This is a genomic window from Flavobacterium sp. FlaQc-30, assembly GCF_044005885.1.
Classification (GTDB): Bacteria; Bacteroidota; Bacteroidia; order Flavobacteriales; family Flavobacteriaceae; genus Flavobacterium.
Window position 1 is genome coordinate 41,390 of record NZ_JBIPCO010000011.1, and the last position, 19,902, is coordinate 61,291.

Sequence of the window (19,902 nt, forward strand, 5' to 3'; positions counted from 1 at the left end):
TGTGGATATTCTTTAATGGCATTTTTTAATCAGCAGGATTTGCATTTGAAACCACAGCAGTCTGCTTTTAATTACAAAGAAAGCAGATGATAATAAAACACTTTGCTACTTATTATTTTTTGTTAAATAAAAATGGTACCGACAATAAATACAGTATAATTAATGACAAAGGAGTTGTGCTTACAGAAGAAATTATTGTGCCTAATTATATACAATATAATTGTTCAAAAGAGTATTTTGAGCTCACCAAAAAGTTCAAGGGAAAGCCAATAGAATGTTATGATAAAAAATGGTGTTAAAATTGAATGTACTAAGTAGTTAATGTAATCATTTCAATAAAAAAAGCCTGTAAACTTATTGTTTACAGGCTTTTTTATTGGGAATAATCAGATACTTAAATTTCAAAATTAGAAGAATACTTATATCCTAAAAATGAAATTTCTCTAATGATTATCTTAATTTCCCAACAAATATTACACTACCGCCAAGCGCTTCAGAAACTGCTTCAAAATCAGCAGCTCCTTTTTGTTTCAAAAGGCTGAATTTACCATCAGGAGCAGTAATATTACCATAGTATTCTACACCATCAATTGTACCTACACTATAAACTGTACCATATTTTTCAAAAGACGTAAAAGGCTCAACTTTTAATGTTTTTAAATCTACAAGCGCAAACTTTGTAGGAGCATTATACCAGTCAGCAGGTTTTGCTGGAGGAGTAAACGTATTGTCTAGATATTGCGCAAGAGCTTTATCTCCGTGAACATAAGCTACTACATTTACTGAATGTGCATTTAGAGGCGCTTTTAAATCTACAAAAAAGTTAGGGTCAAAAGTCCCGTTAGGATTTACCTTTAACATTCCACCAGCTGGAGGAGCACCTTTTACAGTACTGTAATCTAATGACAGCGATGTAGCACGCGAAGGTCTGTAGTATAAAGTACCATCATTTCCTTTAGCAAACGTATCATATCCCATTGACATACGTGTGTCCTTAACATAAGTAACCGCTTTTGATGCGATATCAAAAACTGCAATTTGAGCGTATTGTGGAAACTTATTAAAATCAGTAGGAGTTGCGGCTACTGGCAAAATGATTTTTTTTGCAGAAGTAACATAACTCATGTAAGTAGATGTTTTAACAGCTGCATCGTTGCTTAAAGGTAATGGAGTAACCGCTATCGTTTCTGTTATAGCCATAGTTGTTGGGTTGAATTTAATAATTTTTCCATCATTTAAGGCGAAAAAATAAGCTTCTGTTTCAGATACAAAAGCAGGAGGCCCAAAAGTACCGCTGACACCTGTACCTGTAAGACTTAAAGCATCTGAAGCAGAAATTTTCATATCATTACTTACATTGTATTTGGTTAAAGTTGAAGCCGTACCATTCCAAACATATGGATGTTCACCATAAGAGTAAATTGTAGCACCCGGACCAATCTCTGTCATTGTTTTATAATCAAGAGTTGAAGGAAATTTATCGTATGCTCCTAAATAGAAAACTCTTCCTCCAGGAGTATTTACACGAACTGATGCAATAACAGCAGGGTTATTGCCTTGACCTTCATCTTTTTTAGATTCATCTGAACTGCATGATGTTAATGCAAATGTCAAAGACATTAGTGCTAATGCGGCATGTTTTATAAAAAATCGATTTGTTTTCATACTTATTGGTTGTATAATTAATTAAAATTGAGTTACTAATTTGATATTAAATGATCTTCCCGGCTTTTGCACGCCAAAAAAATCATAGTTTTTTTCATTACTTAAATTTTGTATTTCAGCTGTTATGGCATATTTAAGTCCATTTAAGCTATTGTGATAAGTCGTTCCAAAATCAAAAATTTGCTGACTTGGGATAACAAACGGATTTGTTGAAGCGCTTTCCCAGCTTCTAAAAAATTCATATAGATATCTCGCATCAAGAAAAAGAGATAATTTATCTGACTTGCCAATGATGTTGTTAAAAGAATAATTTGCGCCCCCGTTAGCAAAAAAATAGGGCTGATTAGGTACTCTGTCTCCTTTATAAGCAGCAAATATCCCTTCGTTTGAGTCATTATAAAAGTGTTGGTAAGTGCTATTTGCGTGAAACGAAAGGTTCCCATTTTTAGAAGTCCAGCTGCCCGAAACTTCAATTCCTTTAGAAGTTGCCGCAAATACATTCTGATAAATATTATTGCGATCTACACTTGGAACAAATAAAATTTGATTATCTATCTTTCTTAAAAAAACATTGGTTTGAACTTGCCAGCTGCTTCTTTCATAATTTGTTTTAGACTTGAAAAAAAGTTCAAAATTAGCGTTATGACTGCGTTCAGGTTTTAAATTCATGTTGCCTTGTATAAATTGACCATCTCCAAACAATTCATCTGTCTGAGGCAGACGAGTAGCATATTCATACGTTAGTCTGGTAGAAAATTGTTCATTGAATTTAAAACGAAATCCATTTCCAAGACCAAAATAGTTTGCACTTCTGTTTTCTTTTATTACTGAATTATTAGAAGGTATTTTCTCTTCAGAATTAACTTGCTGTAAATAGTTCTTAACAAACAAAAGATTCTCTAATTTTTCATCAAATGCATTTATTTTAAAATCTGCGCCATTGATCCATGTAAACAATTCTCTTACAGCGCTGGCAGGATCATAACCATTAATAAGTCTGTCGTCTCCAGTTTGTTTCGAATAGGTTGGTGCCGAAGTAAAACTTACAGCATATTTATTATTAATTTTCCATGAAGCTTTCAGACGTGAAAAAACATCATTATTCCAAGTATAAGTATCACTTGGACCAGTAGATTCTGAAATCTCTCCACTCACATTTCCTGCAGAACCCTCAATACGCTCACCATACCAATTGTATACAAAATCAGATACATCTGTAAATTGACGTTCCCTGTAATTATATCCTGATATAATATCGAGTTTAAAATTTTCGCCAAAGTCATTGCGATAGGTAAGAACAGATCCAGCCGATTTTCGATAAGTCATAACTTCTCCGTAGGGAACTCCAACCATTAATTGATTATGCTGAATTTCTTTTGTGTAATCTGTATAAAATCCTTCGATACTCAATTCCTTTGCCCAGATTCTGTCTTTTACACCTGTTATTAACTGCACTCCAAAGCCATCGTACGCATCATGAAATCTAGGGACCGTTACTTTTTTTATCTTACCCGCATTATCAGCTACATCAACATCTACTTTATAGTCGTTTTGAGAAGTATCATAAAACCCGCTTCCTTTTATAAAAAAGCCAGTCTTCTTATTATAATTAGTAAGTATTAGTGATGTTCTATAAGTTCCAAAAGATCCCGCCTGAGCTGAAAAAGAGCCGCTGAAACCAGACTTTATTTTTGGCGTAATTAAATTGACAGCACCGCCAAGAGCATCAGCACCAAATTCAATAGGAACGACGCCTTTATAAACATCTACGCGATCAATTAAATTTACCGGAACTGTTGAAATTCCGAAAGTATAACCATGATATTCCAACGGAATGCCTTCTAAGAAAAATCGGATTTGATTTCCAGTTAGTCCATTCATCGAAAAACTTGTTCTGGACCCAAGACCGCCACTGCGTCTAACGCTGATACCTTGTGTTTGTGCGAGCACTTCTCCTAAATCTGTAGTTTTGAACTTAGCTTCCTTCATTTCTATTACAGAAATGGCTTGTGCTGTCTGCTCTTTTTTTTGCTTTTCAGATTTACCCTTTACGACTACATCATTTAATTTTTCTGCTTCTTTTGATGTTTTATCAACTTTTTCTAATGTTATAGTAATAGAATTATTTAGTGAATTCTCTAGATTAACAGTATGTTTTTTTGAGAGATACCCATCTAAAGTAATTTCAATTGTATACCTGCCATTTGCCAGATTTTCTATCTGATAAAAACCAGCAGTATTTGTTTTTGCATTTATTTCTGTACCTAAAAGCTGAATGTTAACGCCCTCTAATGGGGTTCCTTGTTCATCATTTACTTTACCAGAGATTTTGTTTTGTGCTATTAAAAACGTCGACGAGAGAATAAAGAGCAATACTATTTTGAGCTTCATGAAATTTACTTATAATTATATACTATATTTATTTAGAATAAATAAAAAGTGCAAAAATATTAAAATTATCTATTAATTGCTGAAATAGATTAAAATTTAATTAGATTGATATTTAACGGTTTGATTTTTTGTGTTTTATTTGAGATAAAACCTTCAGATAGTGGAGCAAAACAGAGAAATATGTGCTTAACAATGTTTAACTATTTGCGTAATACTTAAGAATGTTTATTTTTGTAAAGAATTAATCTAAATAAAAATAACTCCATAATATTTTTTTGAATACCTTAAAAATGAATTTAAAGCTCTCCGTTTTCGCCATTATTTTAGTTTTTCTAACCGTTAATTTAAATGCGCAATCACTTCGATTAAAAGTTGAAAATGAATCCAAAAGCGCCATTGCAAGTGCCTCAGTTTCTTCAGGTAATAAAATTATCGGAACAACAAATAAGTCAGGTGAAGTTTCAATTTTAGTTCATGAAATACAAAACAAAACAGTTTTAATTTCTGTTCCTGAATATCAGCCGCTTTCGTATATTTTTTCTAATCTGGAAGAAAAAAATGTAATTTCGATTGTTTTAAAAAGTGATAATGAACTGCAGGAAGTTGTTGTTACGGCCGGTAGAAAGCAAGAAAATATTGCTACAGTTCCTTCCTCAATAACCATCATGAGCCAAAAAGAAATACAAGTACAAAGCAGTATTAATACTAATTTATCTTCTATTTTAGGAAATGTTATTCCAGGTTTAGGCACCTCTACAAATAAGGCTACAAACTCAGGTCAAACTTTAAGAGGTCGACAAGTTTTGGTTTTAATTGATGGAATTCCGCAATCGACACCTTTGATGAACGGTGCACGTGATATACGTGTCGTTGACGCCAATGCAATTGAACGTGTTGAGGTTATTAAGGGAGCAACCTCAATTTATGGCAACGGTTCAGGAGGAGGTATCATTAATTATATTACAAAAAAAAGCCCGCTGGTTGATAGTTTTCAAGGGATAACAACAGTAGGAACCACTTTTAATCCCCTTCATAGTAAAGAAACTTTTGGCTATCGCGTTTCGCAGTTTTTTAATGGCAGGAAGAACAAGTTTAGTTATGTTATTGGAGGAGCTTTTGATTATACAGGACTTCAAAGAGATGCTGATGGAAAACCACTCGGACAAACGGATGGTTTATCAAATTCATCTCAGTCTAACGCTTTTGTAAAATTAGGATATGACATGGATGATCACACTAGTTTTAATGTAGTCTACAATTTTTTCAGCAGTACTCAAAACGCAAAATATATTAGCCAGGCCGGCGTATATGGTCAGACACCTACAATTGGTGTGAGAGGTACAGAACCGGGAGAAAATGCAGGAACCCCGTTCAATCACAATTTCATGTTTACTTTTTCGAAAAATAATTTATTTAGTAATACACAATTAGATGTGTCAGCTTATTTAAATTCTTTTCAATCCATGAACCGTTATGTTGCGTCTGGAACAGCTTGGTATGGGCCAGGGCAGACCATGATTAATTCCAATAAAATTGGAACCCGTATAAATTTGAATACACCTTTTACTATAGCTTCGATGCCGTCTGAAGTTACATATGGTATTGACGTGTTAAATGATGTTACTTTTCAGGATTTAGTAGATGGACGTGTTTATATCCCGAAAATGGACATGCTAAATATTGCTCCTTATGCACAATTAAAAGTAGACGTTTTAGAAAACTTAATTTTTAAAGGAGGATTGCGTTATGAAAATGCAACCGTGCGTGTTAAAGATTTTAATACAATAGCTTCCGGGCCAGGAAACCAAGGAAGTATTTTTGTAGAGGGAGGCGAAATTCCATATAATGCTACAATGTTCAATGCTGGTCTTCGTTTTAATAAGTATGAAATCTTTAATCCATTTGTAAGTTTTTCTCAGGCATTTGCGATAAATGAATTGGGCAGAATTTTACGAAGCGCAGAGGAAAGTACTATAGCAAATTTAGAAACTGATCCAATTATTACCAATAATTATGAAGCTGGTTTTTCTAGTAAGTTTCACAACTTTAATTTAACGGCAGCGTATTACATTAGTACTTCAAAATTAGGTGCTAATTTAATTGAAGTTGATGGTCGTTTGGTTGCACAACGTGAGCCTGAAAAGATTCGCGGATATGAAGTAACATTGGATTATAGATTTTCTGATAAATTGAATCTTGGAGGAAGTTATTCGTACGTTGAAGGTGAAGCAGAATTTGATGATGGAAGAACTGTTTACTTAAACGGATCCCGTATTGCTCCACCTAAAGCAACAGCATATATTACTTATAAGCCTACTTCTGACTGGTATTTACAATTGTCTTGGGTAAATACGGGTTGTCGAGATCGTTTTGAACCAAATACCAACGGAAGATACAGTAATAGCGAAGGACCTATTTCAACGGTGAATGTGGTTAATTTTTCAGGAAATTATTCCTTTAATAAAAATTGGTCAGTGAGCTTAGGAGTAGAAAATTTATTAAACAACAGTTATTATTCAACTTTGAGCCAATACCGTGCTGTAAATGCAGATTATGTAATGGGGAATGGTATGACAACCAGCTTAAATTTGCGTTATAAATTTTAAAATTTTTAGAAAAAACATTCTCATAAACTTTGGTTCGATTTGAAAACCATTTTGCGAAACGATATAATAAATGAATAAAACACTAAAAAAAAATATTGGTTTATTACACCTTTGGCTTGGTCTTGCATCTGGGTTAATTGTTTTTATAGTTGCCCTTACAGGAAGTATATTGGTCTTTGAAGATGAACTTGATGAGTTCGTTAATCCCGAATTTTATAAAGTAGCCAGTGTAGGCAAAGAAAAATTGGCAGTGGATGATATTATTTCTGAAGTGCAAGAAGAATTTCACCTAAAGAAAATTGATCGTGTTCATTCGTTTTATGACCCCGAAAGAACCTTAATAATTACAGCAACTGATATTGACAAGAAAAAACTAATTTTCTCTATTGATCCATATAGTGGTAAAGTTTTAGGATCTGTACCTGCTAAAAACCGTTTTTTTTCGGTTGTTCTTGATTTGCACCGTCATTTAGTTTTAGGTGATTTTGGACAAGCAGTCACTGGAATCAGTTGTCTTATTTTTGTTTTTATGCTTTTGTCTGGGCTTGTTTTGTGGTGGCCGAAGAAAATTAAAAACTTAAAGCAAAGATTAACAGTAAAATGGGACGCCTCATTTAAGAGAATAAACTGGGATTTTCATTCGACTTTTGGCTTTTATACTTTTTTTGTACTTCTAATCATTTCACTAACAGGTTTAACTTGGTCATATGAATGGTTCGAGAGCGGTGTTTATTTATTGGCTGATGGAACTACTAAAAAAGAATCGGCAAAAGTTGAAAACCCAACTAAAACTGATCCAAACACAGATAAAACGTTTTTTTATCAAAATATGTTTTCAAAAACAGATAGTATTTATAAATACAAGGGAGATACACAAATCAGAATACCATCTGATACCATAAATAGTATTATGGTCATCAAGATGAATCTTGAAGAAGAAATACCAAATATTGCAAGTATGGCTTATTTTGATAAATATACTGGTGAAATTGTAAAAACAAAACCATACGAAACATTTAGCAATGGTGATAAAATAAGACGTTTGATTTATCCAATTCATACAGGAAGTATTTATGGATATCCAACAAAAATATTAGCATTTTTAGTTTGCCTTTTTGCTGCTACACTTCCATTTACCGGTCTGTTTATATGGCTTGGCAGAAAGAAAAAGAGTAAGTAATTATTCTGTAATAAAGTTTTAAATCTAAAATCCAACAAGTATTAATCTTGTTGGATTTTGTATTTAACAGATACAGCTTTATACTCATACTGATTCTATAAGATTGTAGACCAATAAACAAAAATTGAAGACAGAATTAAGAAAGAAATCATCTTATCTTTTCTGTGCTTTTTGTTTGCTTATCCAGTAGGAACTACAATATAATTATGGTATATTTATATTAAATTGAATACGTAAAAGATTGATTATTAAATCTAGTAGTAAGATTTAATCTTTTTCGTGAAAAATAATGGTGTTACCTAGTTTCTTTTCAAGTAAATAAATCCCTTAGCTGTTATGAAAATAATAAAACACTCAGGATATAAAGTACCTTTTGATAAAGATAAATTAGAACTTTCTCTTAAAAAATCTGGGGCTAGTGCTGATCTCATAAAGGAAACTTTAGCTGAAATAGAAAGGCAGATGTATGACGGCATAACCACCAAAGAAATCTATAAATTAGCTTTTGCTATTTTAAAAAAAGCATCAAGCGGACATGCTGCGCGTTACAATATTAGACTGGCTTTGCAAATGCTTGGTCCGGCGGGCTTTTTCTTTGAAAAATTCGTTGCCAGATTATATGCTGCAGAAGGATTTAAGACGAAAATAAATTTAACACTGCAAGGAAAATGTGTATCGCATGAAGTAGACATAGCCATTATGAAGAATAACGTGATAAGCATGATTGAATGTAAATTTCACGGCAGTAAAGAAGGTTCTTCAGATGTAAAAGTGCCTATGTACATACTTTCTCGTTTTAATGACCTTAAAGCGAAAAAACATACTATTTTTTCTAATAGTGAGGCTATCGATTCCTGTATTATAGTAACTAACAATCGTTTTACTAAAGATGCGCAGGATTTTGCTAATTGCAGCGGAATTTCTCTTTTAAGCTGGGATTATCCTCAAGATAATAATCTCAAAAATAAAATAGATAAAGGAACCCTTTATCCTGTTACCTGTCTCACAACACTATCAATAGTTGAAAAAGAAAAATTACTTATTCTGGATCAGATACTTGTAAAAGATGTTATTGATGATCCTCAAAGTCTGTATAAAATAGGACTTAGTGAAAACCGAGTAAAAAATACATTGCACGAAGCGTCACAAATTTGTAAACATCATTAAAATGAAAGTAAAATTTATTGGAGGGGCAGGAACTGTAACTGGATCGAAAACCCTTTTAGAAACTAACGGATTTAGAATACTTATTGATTGTGGTCTTTTTCAAGGTCTTAAATCACTTCGAGAACTCAACTGGGATCCTTTACCCATTTTACCATCTACCATAGACTGTGTTCTTCTTACTCATGGTCACCTAGATCATTGCGGCTGGCTTCCTCGACTAATATCTCAAGGGTTTACAGGTCGAATATATTGTACCGGTCCAACCAAATCTATAGCCAAATTAGTTCTCTTAGACAGTGCTAAAATTCAAGAAGAAGAAGCCAGTAGAGCCAATCAAAAACAATATTCAAAACATACAAATCCAGAACCACTTTATACATTAGAACAAGCTCAGGCTGTTACTCCCTTTTTTGAAGTCGTAGAGCCAAATACATTAGTGCCTATTGCAAATGATATCGACGCTGTTTTTGAAAATGCAGGTCATATCATTGGTGCCTGCAGCATTAGACTAACTCTTGAGGGTAAAACGCTTGTGTTTTCAGGCGATATAGGACGAGATGATGATGTGTTAATGTTTGCGCCCACAAAGCCCGTATTGGCTGATTATTTATTTCTAGAAAGTACTTACGGAGATCGGCTTCATCCTGATGTAGATGTAAAAGAAGAGCTGGAAACATTAATCAATGCGGCTATTAAGCAAAAAGGAACTGTTATAATTCCCGGCTTTGCTGTAGAGAGAGCACAATCGGTAATGTTTTTATTGTGGCAGCTTAAAAAAGAAGGAAGAATTCCTGATGTCCCATACATATTGGATACTCCAATGGGAGCTAATGCACTGCATGTATTTCTAGAAAATTTGAAATGGCATAAACTCTCTGCCGATGACTGTCATGAAATGAGTAAAATGTTCTCCATTGTCTCCGAGTTTAAGGAGACCATGCGCATTATTGAAAACCCTCAGCCCAAAGTGGTTATTGCAGCAAGCGGCATGGTTACAGGAGGGAGAGTATTATCGTATTTTGAGCATTATATAGGTATTGAAAAAACAACTGTTATTTTTGTTGGATATCAGGCAGAAGGAACCCGCGGAAGAAAACTTCTAGAGGGAGCGGATGAAATTAAAATATATGGGAATTACTATAATGTAAAAGCCAAAATTTTTCAGATAGAAGGACTTTCTGCACATGGAGACCAAAAGGATCTTTTAAATTGGCTCTCTGCACTTGAAAACATTCCGAAATGCATCTATTTAGTACACGGCGAAAACCTTCCGGCAGATGAACTGCGAATTAAAATTCAGAATCAGTATCATTTTAAATGTAACGTTCCATTAATGGGAAATGAAATAGAAATTTAGACATTCTTTTGTTTAAGATCATAGTTTTCTGGATATTTTATTCAAATCAAAAAAATACCCGATCAACATAAAAGAATTTGATTTAAAACCAGATTTGTAAAAAACATAAAAAAGCGTTTTATTCTTACTTTTTTATATCTCTTTAAGGAATTGAATGATAATTATGTTGCAAAAATGTTGATTTGTTGATATTAAATTTATATTTGCGCAAACAAACAAAGACAAAAAATTAGCTCAGAAAAGGAAAATATTAAAATTGATGAAGCGTATTACAAAGAGCTGTTTTATTCTTTGTATCCAAGACTTGTGAGCTACAGTTATGGTTTTGTCAAAGACAATTTTCTTGCCGAGGAAGTAGTCGGAAATGTTATGTTACAGCTTTGGGAAAACCGTGTAAAATTTGAAAAGATAATCGATGTTAAGTCTTATCTCTATACCATGGTTCGAAATGGTTCATTTTTGATCTTAAAGAAAGAACAGAAAGGTATTCAATTGAATCCTGAATTATCTCACGAAACTTTAGATTTTGATTTTAATGTCTTGGAAGAAGAATTATATTCGACTTTGATTCAAGCTTTGAATTCGTTACCAGAAAAATGCAAAGAAGTTTTTGAACTTTCCTGCATAGAAGGATTGAAATATAAGGACGTTGCTGAGCAGCTTAATATTTCGATAAATACTGTTAAATCTCAGCGTGCCCGCGCGATAGAGTTATTAAAGGTTAAACTCAAGAATCACTCAGAACTTTTATTCCTTTTATTATTTTTATAAAAAAAAATAAAAAATCTTTCCACCCATTTTTGATATTTTAAACTCTTAGTTATATAACATTACTCAAAGTGTTAATAATCGATACTTAATATCAAAAAATATGTCTCAAGGAAAGGAAGAATTTGTAATCGCTGCTCTTATAAGAAAGGAACTTCTTACGGGAGAATTATCGATTGAAGAAAATGCTCTTTTGCAAGAATGGCTTTCTATACCCGAAAATCAAGAATATTATCAAAAAGTTATTAATGTAGAAACTTTAAAATCTAAGAAACGATTTTATAAAACTGTTAATACAGATTTAGCTTTCGAAAGAATTAAAGAAAAAATTGATTTTGGACAAGCCCCTGTAATTTCACTTTTTGATTACAAAAGGATATTGAAATACGCAGCAATTTTAGTTTTTTTAGCAGCAATTTCTTCTATTTTCTATTATCTGAATAATGATGCTAAAATGCAAAATCAGGAAGTAGTTGTAAAAGACATTGAACCTAAATATAACAATCCAACTCTTGTTCTTGCAGATGGAACGGTTATTTCCTTAGAACCCAAAAAAGAAAAGATCGTTTCAAAAAATGGCGTGATTTCAAATCTAAATAAGGTTTTGGTTTATGATGCTAAAGCTATTAAAGAAATGGCTTCTGATGGAGAAAATACTTTGATTGTACCTGTAGGCGGTATTTATGCTGTTATACTTTCAGACGGAACCAAAGTCTGGCTTAATTCAAAATCATCCTTAAAATATCCTGTAAAATTTACCGGAAATACTCGAGATGTAACTTTAGAAGGTGAAGCCTATTTTGAAGTGAGCAAAGATCTCCATAGCCCTTTTACAGTTAAAACCAAATCTGGAAATGTTACCGTTTTAGGAACACATTTTAATGTAAGCGCTTATCAGGAAGACAGAAAATTTGAAACTACATTGGCAGAAGGAAAAGTAAAAATTTCTCAAATAAGTAAAACCGGAAAAAATGAATCTGTTATTTTAAAACCCGGACAGCAGGCTAGTGTTCGTAACGAAACTATAAAGGTGGCAGAAGTTGATCCTTATGGTTATAGTGCATGGAAAGATGGTAAGTTTTATTTTGAAAATGAAAATTTGAAAAATATTTTAGACAAAATGGAAAGATGGTACAACTTTAATGTGAGGTTCGAACAAAAATCATTAGAGCAGATAAAATTCACAGGAATTGTTTTAAAAGACCAGTCAATCGATCAATTTTTGGATATAATTAGAAAAACATCAAATGTGAAATATAAAATAACCAAAATCAACCAAACCTATGAAGTAACCATTAGTAAGTAAAAAAAACCGGAAAATGTTTGCACCATTTCCCGGCTAGTATTTGTTCAGTCGAAAAAAAGAGTTCGAAATCAATTAACCAACCAAAACATTTAAAAGTATGAAAAAAAACCTATCCGCAAAAGATTGTGGGGTAAAATCCGCACTTTGGGATAATTTTCTTAGCATCATGAGGAAATCCATAATATTATCAATATTTCTTTTTAATATAGTTGCTTTTGCTTCTGCACAAAAGGTAACTATAAACGCAAGAAACAAGTCTATAGCATCTGTTTTAAAAACAATTACCAAAAAAACCAATATAGAATTTTTCTATAGTGATGACGTTTTTGATTCACATAGAATGGTGAATATAACAGTAAATAACGCTGAGGTAATGGCAGTTATAAAAGAATTGATTGGTGATAATTACAAAGCAGAATTTGTAAATAACAAATTGATTGTTATTGCATTAAATCATAAAGCAGCTGCGTCATCTGCTAATGGAGGCACTCCGGTTATCAATCAAAGAAAAATCTCAGGAATAGTTACAGATAATATGGGGCTGCCAATAATTGGAGTAACCATTTTAGTAAACGATAATAAGCTGGGAACGGTGACTGATTTTGAAGGAAAATATCAAATAATGGCAAATGAAGGCGATGTGGTGAGCTTTAGTTTTTTAGGTTTTGCTGCAAAAAAAATAAAAATTAAAGATCAGGTAATACTCAACGTTACTCTTGAACCAACTGCAAATGAATTAAATGAGCTCGTTTTAGTAGGATATGGAAAAATGACCCGTGATAAAATTACAGGAGCTGTAACAAAACTAGATACAAAGGTATTGCAGAACACTCAAAATGTATCATTTGCCGATGCATTGATCGGTGTAGTTCCGGGTCTGTTTGTTCAGGAAAGTTTTTCTTCTCCAGATTCACCACCAACTATGCTGTTGCGTGGTGTAGGTTCTATAAGCGCCAGTACAGAGCCGTTGATTGTGGTAGACGGAGTGCAGATGCCAAGATCTGGTTTAGATGCATTTATGCTAAATGCAGCCGATATACAGGATATTAGTATTCTGAAAGATGCCGCTGCGACTTCTATTTATGGATCTAAAGGAACAAACGGAGTTCTTATTGTCACTACAAAAAGAGGTACTAGAAATACAAAACTAAAGGTGGCTTTCAATAGTCGTTTAGGAGTTAAATATGCAGATCAGTCTTTTACTAATGACTTAATGAATGCGTCTCAAAAGTTGGATTTTGAAGAGTCATTGGGCTTCTATAAAACGACCCCTGCCTTACTTCAAAAAAGAAGAGCTTCTGGTCAGGATGTAAATTGGGCAGATTTATTATTAACTAATGAGATCAATCGTGAAAATGATATTTCTTTTTCAGGCGGGTCAGACAAGGCTAATTATTATACTTCGCTTACCTACAACAATGTTAATAATATTTTTGGAGGTGAATATAAGAGGTATACAGTATCAATGCGTGTAGACTATGATTTGAGCAGAAAATTAAAAGTGGGATTTTCAGGAAATTTTGGAAACGTAAATGAAGAGGACAAACGTATAGTGGGATCACCGTTTTCAAATGCATTTCTTTTAAATCCTTGGCTTGCAATTAAAGATGATGCTGGAAATTCATTGCGATTATTGGATGTTGGTAATTCTACTGCAGTTCCTTACAACCCAATATTTGTGCGAGATAATACAAATGTGAATAATAACCGCAAAAATATTGGCGGAAGCGCAAATCTTACCTATATACCAGTAAAATGGTTAACCTTAAATGGTATTTTGGGAGCTAATTTCAATACCTCTAAAAACAATAGTTATGAAAATGTAATTGTCAATGGAGGTGCGCTTACTTACAATACAGGTGACAGCAACAATTACACAGGAACATTGACAGCCACTTTAGCGCATACATTTCAAAAACATGCATTTGATATGGTTATGGGGTATGAAGTTAACGAGAGTGAGACCAACAGTTTTTCTGTGACAGCAAAGGATTTTAGTTCTGACGCTGTACAGACAGTAAGCGCTGCGAAAACCGTTGGTGCGATCACAGAGCGAAAATCTCAAGCAGGTTCACTTTCTTATTTTTCCAGACTAAATTATACCTTCAATAATAGTTACAACCTTTCACTTTCATTCAGAAGAGATGGTTCTTCTCGTTTTGGAAACAATAATAAATATGCCAATTTCTGGTCTGTAGGGTCTTCATGGGATATGCATAAAGATTTACTTAATAAAAATAAAACAGTAAGTTCCTTAAAATTGAGAGCTAGTGTTGGAACTTCAGGAAATGACTTTATTGGTGATTTTGCTTCTCAATCATTGTATGGCTACAGAAGTCAGATTACTTATGCAGGAAGTACAGCTCCATACCTGACCAGAGGTGAAAATGAAGATTTGACATGGGAGAAAAACTTTAATGTGAACGGTGGTATCGATTATGGCTTCTTTAATAATAGAATTACAGGAACAGTTGATTATTATGTAAGAACTACAAAAGACCTGTTGAACAATAAGCCAATACCGCTTACTTCAGGTTTCGCAGAACTTGTTTCTAATATTGGAGACTTTAGAAATGAAGGTATAGAAATCAGTCTGCACACTGTAAATATCAAAAATCAGAGTTTTACATGGACAACTGATTTTAATTTTGCAAACAACAAAGGAACAGTTTTATCCTTATCAGACGATAAAGACATTTTATCAAACTCAGGATCTACAGTTTTTAAAGCTGGAAGCGCAATAAGATCTTTTTATATTGTGGATTGGGCAGGAGTAAATCCAGTAACCGGCTTTAATCAATATAGAGCAGCAGATGGAAAATTGGTAGATTTTAATACTAACAGAACCAATTCTAATACTGCCGAAATTAACAACCTGAGACAAGTTACTAATAAAACTTCTATTCCTAAGTATTATGGAGGTTTAACGAACACTTTTAAGTATAAAAATATAGATATGTCCTTCTTGATTTCATATGCCGCAGGACATTATGTATTAAATGAAGGAGTGCATAATTTATACAATAATCCAGCATTCAATCAGCACGTTAATGTGGCTAATGCATGGAAAAATCCAGGTGATCAGTCTGATTTAGCGATAAGACAAGTGTACTTAGTAAGACCAACAGCATCAATGGTATCAGATTATAAAGCATCATCTCAATTTCTTGAAAATGCCAGTTATATAAAATTGAAAAACATTATGATTGGATATTCTATAGACAAAGAAGTTGCAAAAAAAATAGGAGTAGAGCGTCTTAGATTTTTTCTTCAAGGACAAAATCTTTTCACTAAATCAGCTGTTCATTATATTGATCCTGAATATGCTACTGCAGCGGGAGGAATTGGACTTTCTTCTTCTATTGTTAGAGGATACTCATTTGGAATGAATGTTAATTTTTAAGAAAGCGAAAGGTCTAAATGCACATTTTCGCAATAAGGCATATAAGACAATAGAAAAATCAAATTCTACAGGACAGATAAAATAAACACAATAGAATAGATGAAAACAAATATAAAATTATTATTTGCCACAGTGATGGTTACTTTTTTAAGTGCTTGTACCGATGATATTATAAATAAAGAACCCTTAGATGAACTATCGCCTGAAACTCTTTTTCAGACAGATGGAGGTTTTAGAAGTGCCTTAGATGGCGTTTACGGCGTGATGAAACAGGATTTTTTCGGTTATTCTCATGGAATCTACAGTATTCCAGAAGCCATCAGCGATGATGTGGTAGGTTCGTCCAATTCAAAGGACTATTCCTTTGATGGCAGTTTAGAAAACATTTATCCGCTCGCTTATACCAGCACGACAGGAAATATCGAAGGATTTTGGAAAATTTCTTATCAGGCTATCAATAATGTAAATACCATTATCAGACAAGCCAGAAAAAGTACACTTGCTAATAAAAATGCATTTTTAGGAGAAGCATTAGGTATCAGAGCGCTTTTGTATTATAATTTATACCGCTTTTATGCTCCGGCTTATAACACTAATAAAACAGGATTGGCAGTACCGTACCGATTTGAAAATGATGCACTTTTAGATATTAAACCCCGCAGCACATCAGCCGAAGTTATAAATTACATTCTAGCCGATTTGAATGAGGCCGCGCCTCTGGCAGCCAATACGGTTAACTCTTATAGAATATCAAAAACAGCTATATATGCATTGATGGCACGAGTTTCTCACGAAACAGGCGATTACAAAAATGCTATCGTATATGCTAATTTAGCCCTGACAGATACGAGATACAAATTAGATACCACACTTGCGGCGCTGCAAAAAGAATGGGATAAAGATGATTCTGGCGAGATTATGTTTAGAATTCGATTTGAAAATAACGAAACACAGTATACTGCAGGAATCTTTGCTATTCCAGTAATGTCAAGTTATCCTTATTTAGTATCAAATGATTTGATAAGTCTTTACGATCAGAATAAAGATTTCCGATTCTCAGTATATTTTAAAACTCATCCTACAGTCAAAGGAAGCTTTTTCCCAAAGAAACAGGCAGGAACGAGAACAACAAACGCCGCAACATTTGATCCCGGAAACATCGATCTTAAATTAATAAGAGTACCAGAAATGTATCTCATATTGGCAGAATCGAATTTAAAAGAAAATAACAGTGCAGCAGCGTTGGTGAATCTCAATAAACTTAGAAACGCAAGAGGTTTAGGTGACTTTTTAGGAGCAGATCTGAATAAAGAAATCCTAAACGAACGCAGAAGAGAGCTGGCATTTGAAGGATTTAGATTTACAGAACTAAAGAGACTTGGCTTAGGTTTTACCAGAGCTGTCGGCGGTGGTTTAGCACCTAAAGCAGATCGATTTGCTTTACCAATTCCGCAAACAGAAATTGATCGTTCAGGAATTCCACAAAACCCTGGATACTAAAAGACATATCGAGCCCACATTTCTGTTAAAATAAGTGGGCTCATAATGTCATTTTCAAAAATATAAATACTTTAAAAAATGAATAAAAAACAACTTCTTATCTGTTGGTTTTTAGTCTGTACAATACTTATGGGGTATTCGCAAACTAAAGGAAACCTAAAAATTACTATTCTTAAAAACGGATTTATTTTTGATAATAAATTTGACAGCAAGAAAGGGAGTATCGTAATGGAAGGCGATAAGATCAAAGACATTTTGTACACCGATGATCTTACTAAATATCCAGAAGCAACTCTAATTGATATTACTGGAAAATATGTGATGCCCGGACTAATTGATTCACATGTTCATCTAGCCACAGCACCCGATCCGGACAGGGCAAAAAACGATAAATATATGCAGGATCAGCTTTCTAAAATGATCTATGCCGGAATTACCTCTGTAAGAGACATGACTGGAAATGCAATTATTCTTGCAGACTATAAACGTGCCAGCACCCTTAATCAACTGCCGGCGCCGTCTATTTTTTATGCAGCTCAGTTTGGAGGATCAGCCTATTTCGATTTAGTGAGAAAGCACAATAAGGATAAAAACGATACACCTTGGGAACAAACTATTACGGAGAAAACAGATATTAAAATTGCTGTTGCAGAAGCGAAAGGAGCAGGAGTTACTGGAATTAAAATATATTCTGACTTGACTTCGGATCTTGTTAGAAAAATTGTAAAAGAGGCAAAACTTCAGGGATTGCAAAGCTGGAGCCATGCTGCAGTTTTTCCTGCCACACCCACAGATATTGCCAATGCAAAAGTAAACAGCATGTCACATGCGTTTGATATTCCGTATGACTCTGCTGTTAAAGAAATGAATCGTTTAAAAAGACCCGTTATTGATAATAAAAAACTGGATAATCTTTTATTGCTGATGAAAGCGAACAACGTTATTTTGGATGCTACCAATTATATTGGAAACAATAATAAGCTTTATGCTGGTGTAACAGTTACTAAAAGAGCTCATGAACTTGGAGTTAAGGTATCTACTGGAACAGATTGGCCTTATTTATTTGAAAAAGATCATGTTGTTCCATTATTCAAAGAAATAAAGATTCTGACAAACGACTGTGGTTTTACCAACAAGGATGCTCTAATAAGCGCCACAATAATAGGTGCAGAAAGTATTGGGGTAGACGATAGAGGTGTCATAGCTATAGGGAAACGAGCAGATCTTTTTATTACAAATTCAGATCCTGTAAAGCAGATTGAAAATATACAAGATGGTTTTATGACCATTAAATCAGGGATTATTTACACTGAAAAAAAATAAATAGTTCTAAAACTTATTAACGAAATAAATCATAAAATATAATGAAAAAATGGTATTGTTTAGGGATCATAGCCCTTGTTTTTAATCTACATACTTTTGCGCAAAAAGCGACAAATGATTATGTACGTCTTTTTGGAAAAATAACAGAGAAAAACTCAGATTCTTTGATTGTGTTCAAGGGCAGAACTAAAATAAAAAGAATCAATGTTAACAAAGATGGTTCTTTTGCAGATACATTGAAGGTAAAGGAAGGTTTTTACGGAATGTTTGACGGTAGAGAACAAGGCTTTTTTTACTTCAAAAATGGTTATAATATGAAAATTACTTTTGATACCAAACAATGGGATGAAACAATGGATTTTAAAGGAAAAGGAGAAATACCAAATAAATATCTATTCAGAAAAGCCTTGTATTCTGAAAAAGCAACCGCAGATAAATCTATATTTAAATTAGGTAATGATGAGTTTACCAAAAAAATAGATGAAATTGTTGCTGGTTATCAAAAAATACTCAAAGAAACCAAAGGGTTAGACGCATCTTTTATTGCTCTTGAAGAAAAGGATTTTGAAGATTTTAAAAAAAGCAGTGTAGACAGATATAATAAAACAACTGGATTAAAAAAACATCAGGATAAAATTCTGCCTAAAGGAATGGCTTCTCCAAAATTCGTCAATTTTGAAAACTTCAATGGAGGTACAACATCCTTAGACGATCTGAAAGGGAAATTTGTTTATATTGATTTATGGGCTACTTGGTGCGGGCCATGTAAAAAAGAAATCCCTTTTCTTAAGGTTTTGGAAAAAGAATTTCACGATCAAAATATAAACTTTGTTAGTATTTCTGTCGACCGTGTAAAAGATCGTGAAAAATGGAAAAAAATGGTAACAGATCTTCAATTGACCGGTGTGCAGTTATTTGCTAATGGTGATACTTCTTTTGAGAAAGCTTATGAAGTAAGTGGTATTCCGAGATTTATTTTACTTGATCCACAAGGTAATATCGTTGATCCAAATGCGCTAAGACCATCTGACGAAGGAATAAGAAAATGGTTTAAAGAAGTAGGAGTTAAATAATTTACATAAGAAAGGGATTAGCATTTTGCTGTCCCTTTTCATTTTTAAAGGCATTAATGCGGCTTACCCAAATATTTGGTAGAGTCTTACCAATGAAAAAGTTATGCGAATTACCAGAACAACAATTCTTTTAGATTAGAATTTTAATCGTTATTTTTGACCC

At 33.4% G+C, this 19,902-nt stretch carries 13 protein-coding genes; 11 read left to right on the plus strand and 2 right to left on the minus strand.

The window, feature by feature from the left end; genetic code table 11:
* Positions 1-86 precede the first annotated feature (86 nt).
* On the plus strand, positions 87-299 hold the full coding sequence (locus ACHRV0_RS20515; protein ID WP_395442284.1) for a hypothetical protein: 213 nt from the start codon (positions 87-89) through the stop codon (positions 297-299).
* Between the two features lie 151 nt (positions 300-450).
* Here the strand turns inward: ACHRV0_RS20515 and ACHRV0_RS20520 are convergent, their stop codons facing one another.
* Positions 451-1,665, minus strand: a complete 1,215-nt coding sequence (locus tag ACHRV0_RS20520; protein WP_395442285.1) for a hypothetical protein — start codon at positions 1,663-1,665, stop codon at positions 451-453.
* 21 nt (positions 1,666-1,686) lie between these two features.
* A complete protein-coding gene (locus ACHRV0_RS20525; RefSeq protein WP_395442286.1) occupies positions 1,687-4,056 on the minus strand; it encodes a TonB-dependent receptor domain-containing protein in 2,370 nt (789 codons plus the stop codon).
* A 290-nt stretch (positions 4,057-4,346) separates the two neighbouring features.
* On the opposite strand from ACHRV0_RS20525, the gene ACHRV0_RS20530 reads away from it, so the two are divergent.
* The 10 genes from ACHRV0_RS20530 to ACHRV0_RS20575 all read left to right on the plus strand — a co-directional run bounded on the left by ACHRV0_RS20530 (position 4,347) and on the right by ACHRV0_RS20575 (position 19,739).
* A complete protein-coding gene (locus ACHRV0_RS20530) occupies positions 4,347-6,662 on the plus strand; it encodes a TonB-dependent receptor (protein WP_395442287.1) in 2,316 nt (771 codons plus the stop codon).
* A 70-nt stretch (positions 6,663-6,732) separates the two neighbouring features.
* Positions 6,733-7,842, plus strand: coding sequence for a PepSY-associated TM helix domain-containing protein (locus ACHRV0_RS20535; RefSeq protein ID WP_395442288.1), 1,110 nt, complete (start codon positions 6,733-6,735; stop codon positions 7,840-7,842).
* A gap of 336 nt (positions 7,843-8,178) precedes the next feature.
* A complete protein-coding gene (locus tag ACHRV0_RS20540) occupies positions 8,179-9,009 on the plus strand; it encodes an ATP cone domain-containing protein (RefSeq protein WP_395442289.1) in 831 nt (276 codons plus the stop codon).
* 1 nt (position 9,010) lies between these two features.
* A complete protein-coding gene (locus ACHRV0_RS20545) occupies positions 9,011-10,366 on the plus strand; it encodes an MBL fold metallo-hydrolase (RefSeq protein WP_395442290.1) in 1,356 nt (451 codons plus the stop codon).
* Between the two features lie 279 nt (positions 10,367-10,645).
* The gene (locus tag ACHRV0_RS20550; RefSeq protein ID WP_395442397.1) at positions 10,646-11,137 is read left to right on the plus strand and encodes a sigma-70 family RNA polymerase sigma factor; all 492 of its coding nucleotides are present in this window, start codon (positions 10,646-10,648) and stop codon (positions 11,135-11,137) included.
* A gap of 100 nt (positions 11,138-11,237) precedes the next feature.
* Positions 11,238-12,440, plus strand: coding sequence for a FecR family protein (locus ACHRV0_RS20555; protein ID WP_395442291.1), 1,203 nt, complete (start codon positions 11,238-11,240; stop codon positions 12,438-12,440).
* A gap of 97 nt (positions 12,441-12,537) precedes the next feature.
* Positions 12,538-15,843: a SusC/RagA family TonB-linked outer membrane protein gene (locus ACHRV0_RS20560; protein WP_395442292.1), complete on the plus strand. Its 3,306-nt coding sequence runs from the start codon at positions 12,538-12,540 to the stop codon at positions 15,841-15,843.
* 99 nt (positions 15,844-15,942) lie between these two features.
* Positions 15,943-17,343 (plus strand): RagB/SusD family nutrient uptake outer membrane protein, encoded by a 1,401-nt coding sequence (locus tag ACHRV0_RS20565; RefSeq protein WP_395442293.1) that lies wholly within the window; start codon positions 15,943-15,945, stop codon positions 17,341-17,343.
* A gap of 78 nt (positions 17,344-17,421) precedes the next feature.
* Positions 17,422-18,666 carry an amidohydrolase family protein gene (locus ACHRV0_RS20570; protein WP_395442294.1) on the plus strand — a complete coding sequence of 415 codons (1,245 nt, stop codon included), beginning with the start codon at positions 17,422-17,424 and terminating at the stop codon, positions 18,664-18,666.
* A 41-nt stretch (positions 18,667-18,707) separates the two neighbouring features.
* A complete protein-coding gene (locus tag ACHRV0_RS20575) occupies positions 18,708-19,739 on the plus strand; it encodes a TlpA family protein disulfide reductase (RefSeq protein WP_395442296.1) in 1,032 nt (343 codons plus the stop codon).
* The last annotated feature ends 163 nt before the right edge of the window (positions 19,740-19,902 follow it).

Excerpts from the sequence above, each read along its gene's own strand:
- ACHRV0_RS20515 (WP_395442284.1), top strand. The coding sequence starts at position 87 with ATGATAATAAAACACTTTGCTACTTATTATTTTTTGTTAAATAAAAAT.
- ACHRV0_RS20520 (WP_395442285.1), bottom strand. The coding sequence starts at position 1,665 with ATGAAAACAAATCGATTTTTTATAAAACATGCCGCATTAGCACTAATG.
- ACHRV0_RS20525 (WP_395442286.1), bottom strand. The coding sequence starts at position 4,056 with ATGAAGCTCAAAATAGTATTGCTCTTTATTCTCTCGTCGACGTTTTTA.
- ACHRV0_RS20530 (WP_395442287.1), top strand. The coding sequence starts at position 4,347 with ATGAATTTAAAGCTCTCCGTTTTCGCCATTATTTTAGTTTTTCTAACC.
- ACHRV0_RS20535 (WP_395442288.1), top strand. The coding sequence starts at position 6,733 with ATGAATAAAACACTAAAAAAAAATATTGGTTTATTACACCTTTGGCTT.
- ACHRV0_RS20540 (WP_395442289.1), top strand. The coding sequence starts at position 8,179 with ATGAAAATAATAAAACACTCAGGATATAAAGTACCTTTTGATAAAGAT.
- ACHRV0_RS20545 (WP_395442290.1), top strand. The coding sequence starts at position 9,011 with ATGAAAGTAAAATTTATTGGAGGGGCAGGAACTGTAACTGGATCGAAA.
- ACHRV0_RS20555 (WP_395442291.1), top strand. The coding sequence starts at position 11,238 with ATGTCTCAAGGAAAGGAAGAATTTGTAATCGCTGCTCTTATAAGAAAG.
- ACHRV0_RS20560 (WP_395442292.1), top strand. The coding sequence starts at position 12,538 with ATGAAAAAAAACCTATCCGCAAAAGATTGTGGGGTAAAATCCGCACTT.
- ACHRV0_RS20565 (WP_395442293.1), top strand. The coding sequence starts at position 15,943 with ATGAAAACAAATATAAAATTATTATTTGCCACAGTGATGGTTACTTTT.
- ACHRV0_RS20570 (WP_395442294.1), top strand. The coding sequence starts at position 17,422 with ATGAATAAAAAACAACTTCTTATCTGTTGGTTTTTAGTCTGTACAATA.
- ACHRV0_RS20575 (WP_395442296.1), top strand. The coding sequence starts at position 18,708 with ATGAAAAAATGGTATTGTTTAGGGATCATAGCCCTTGTTTTTAATCTA.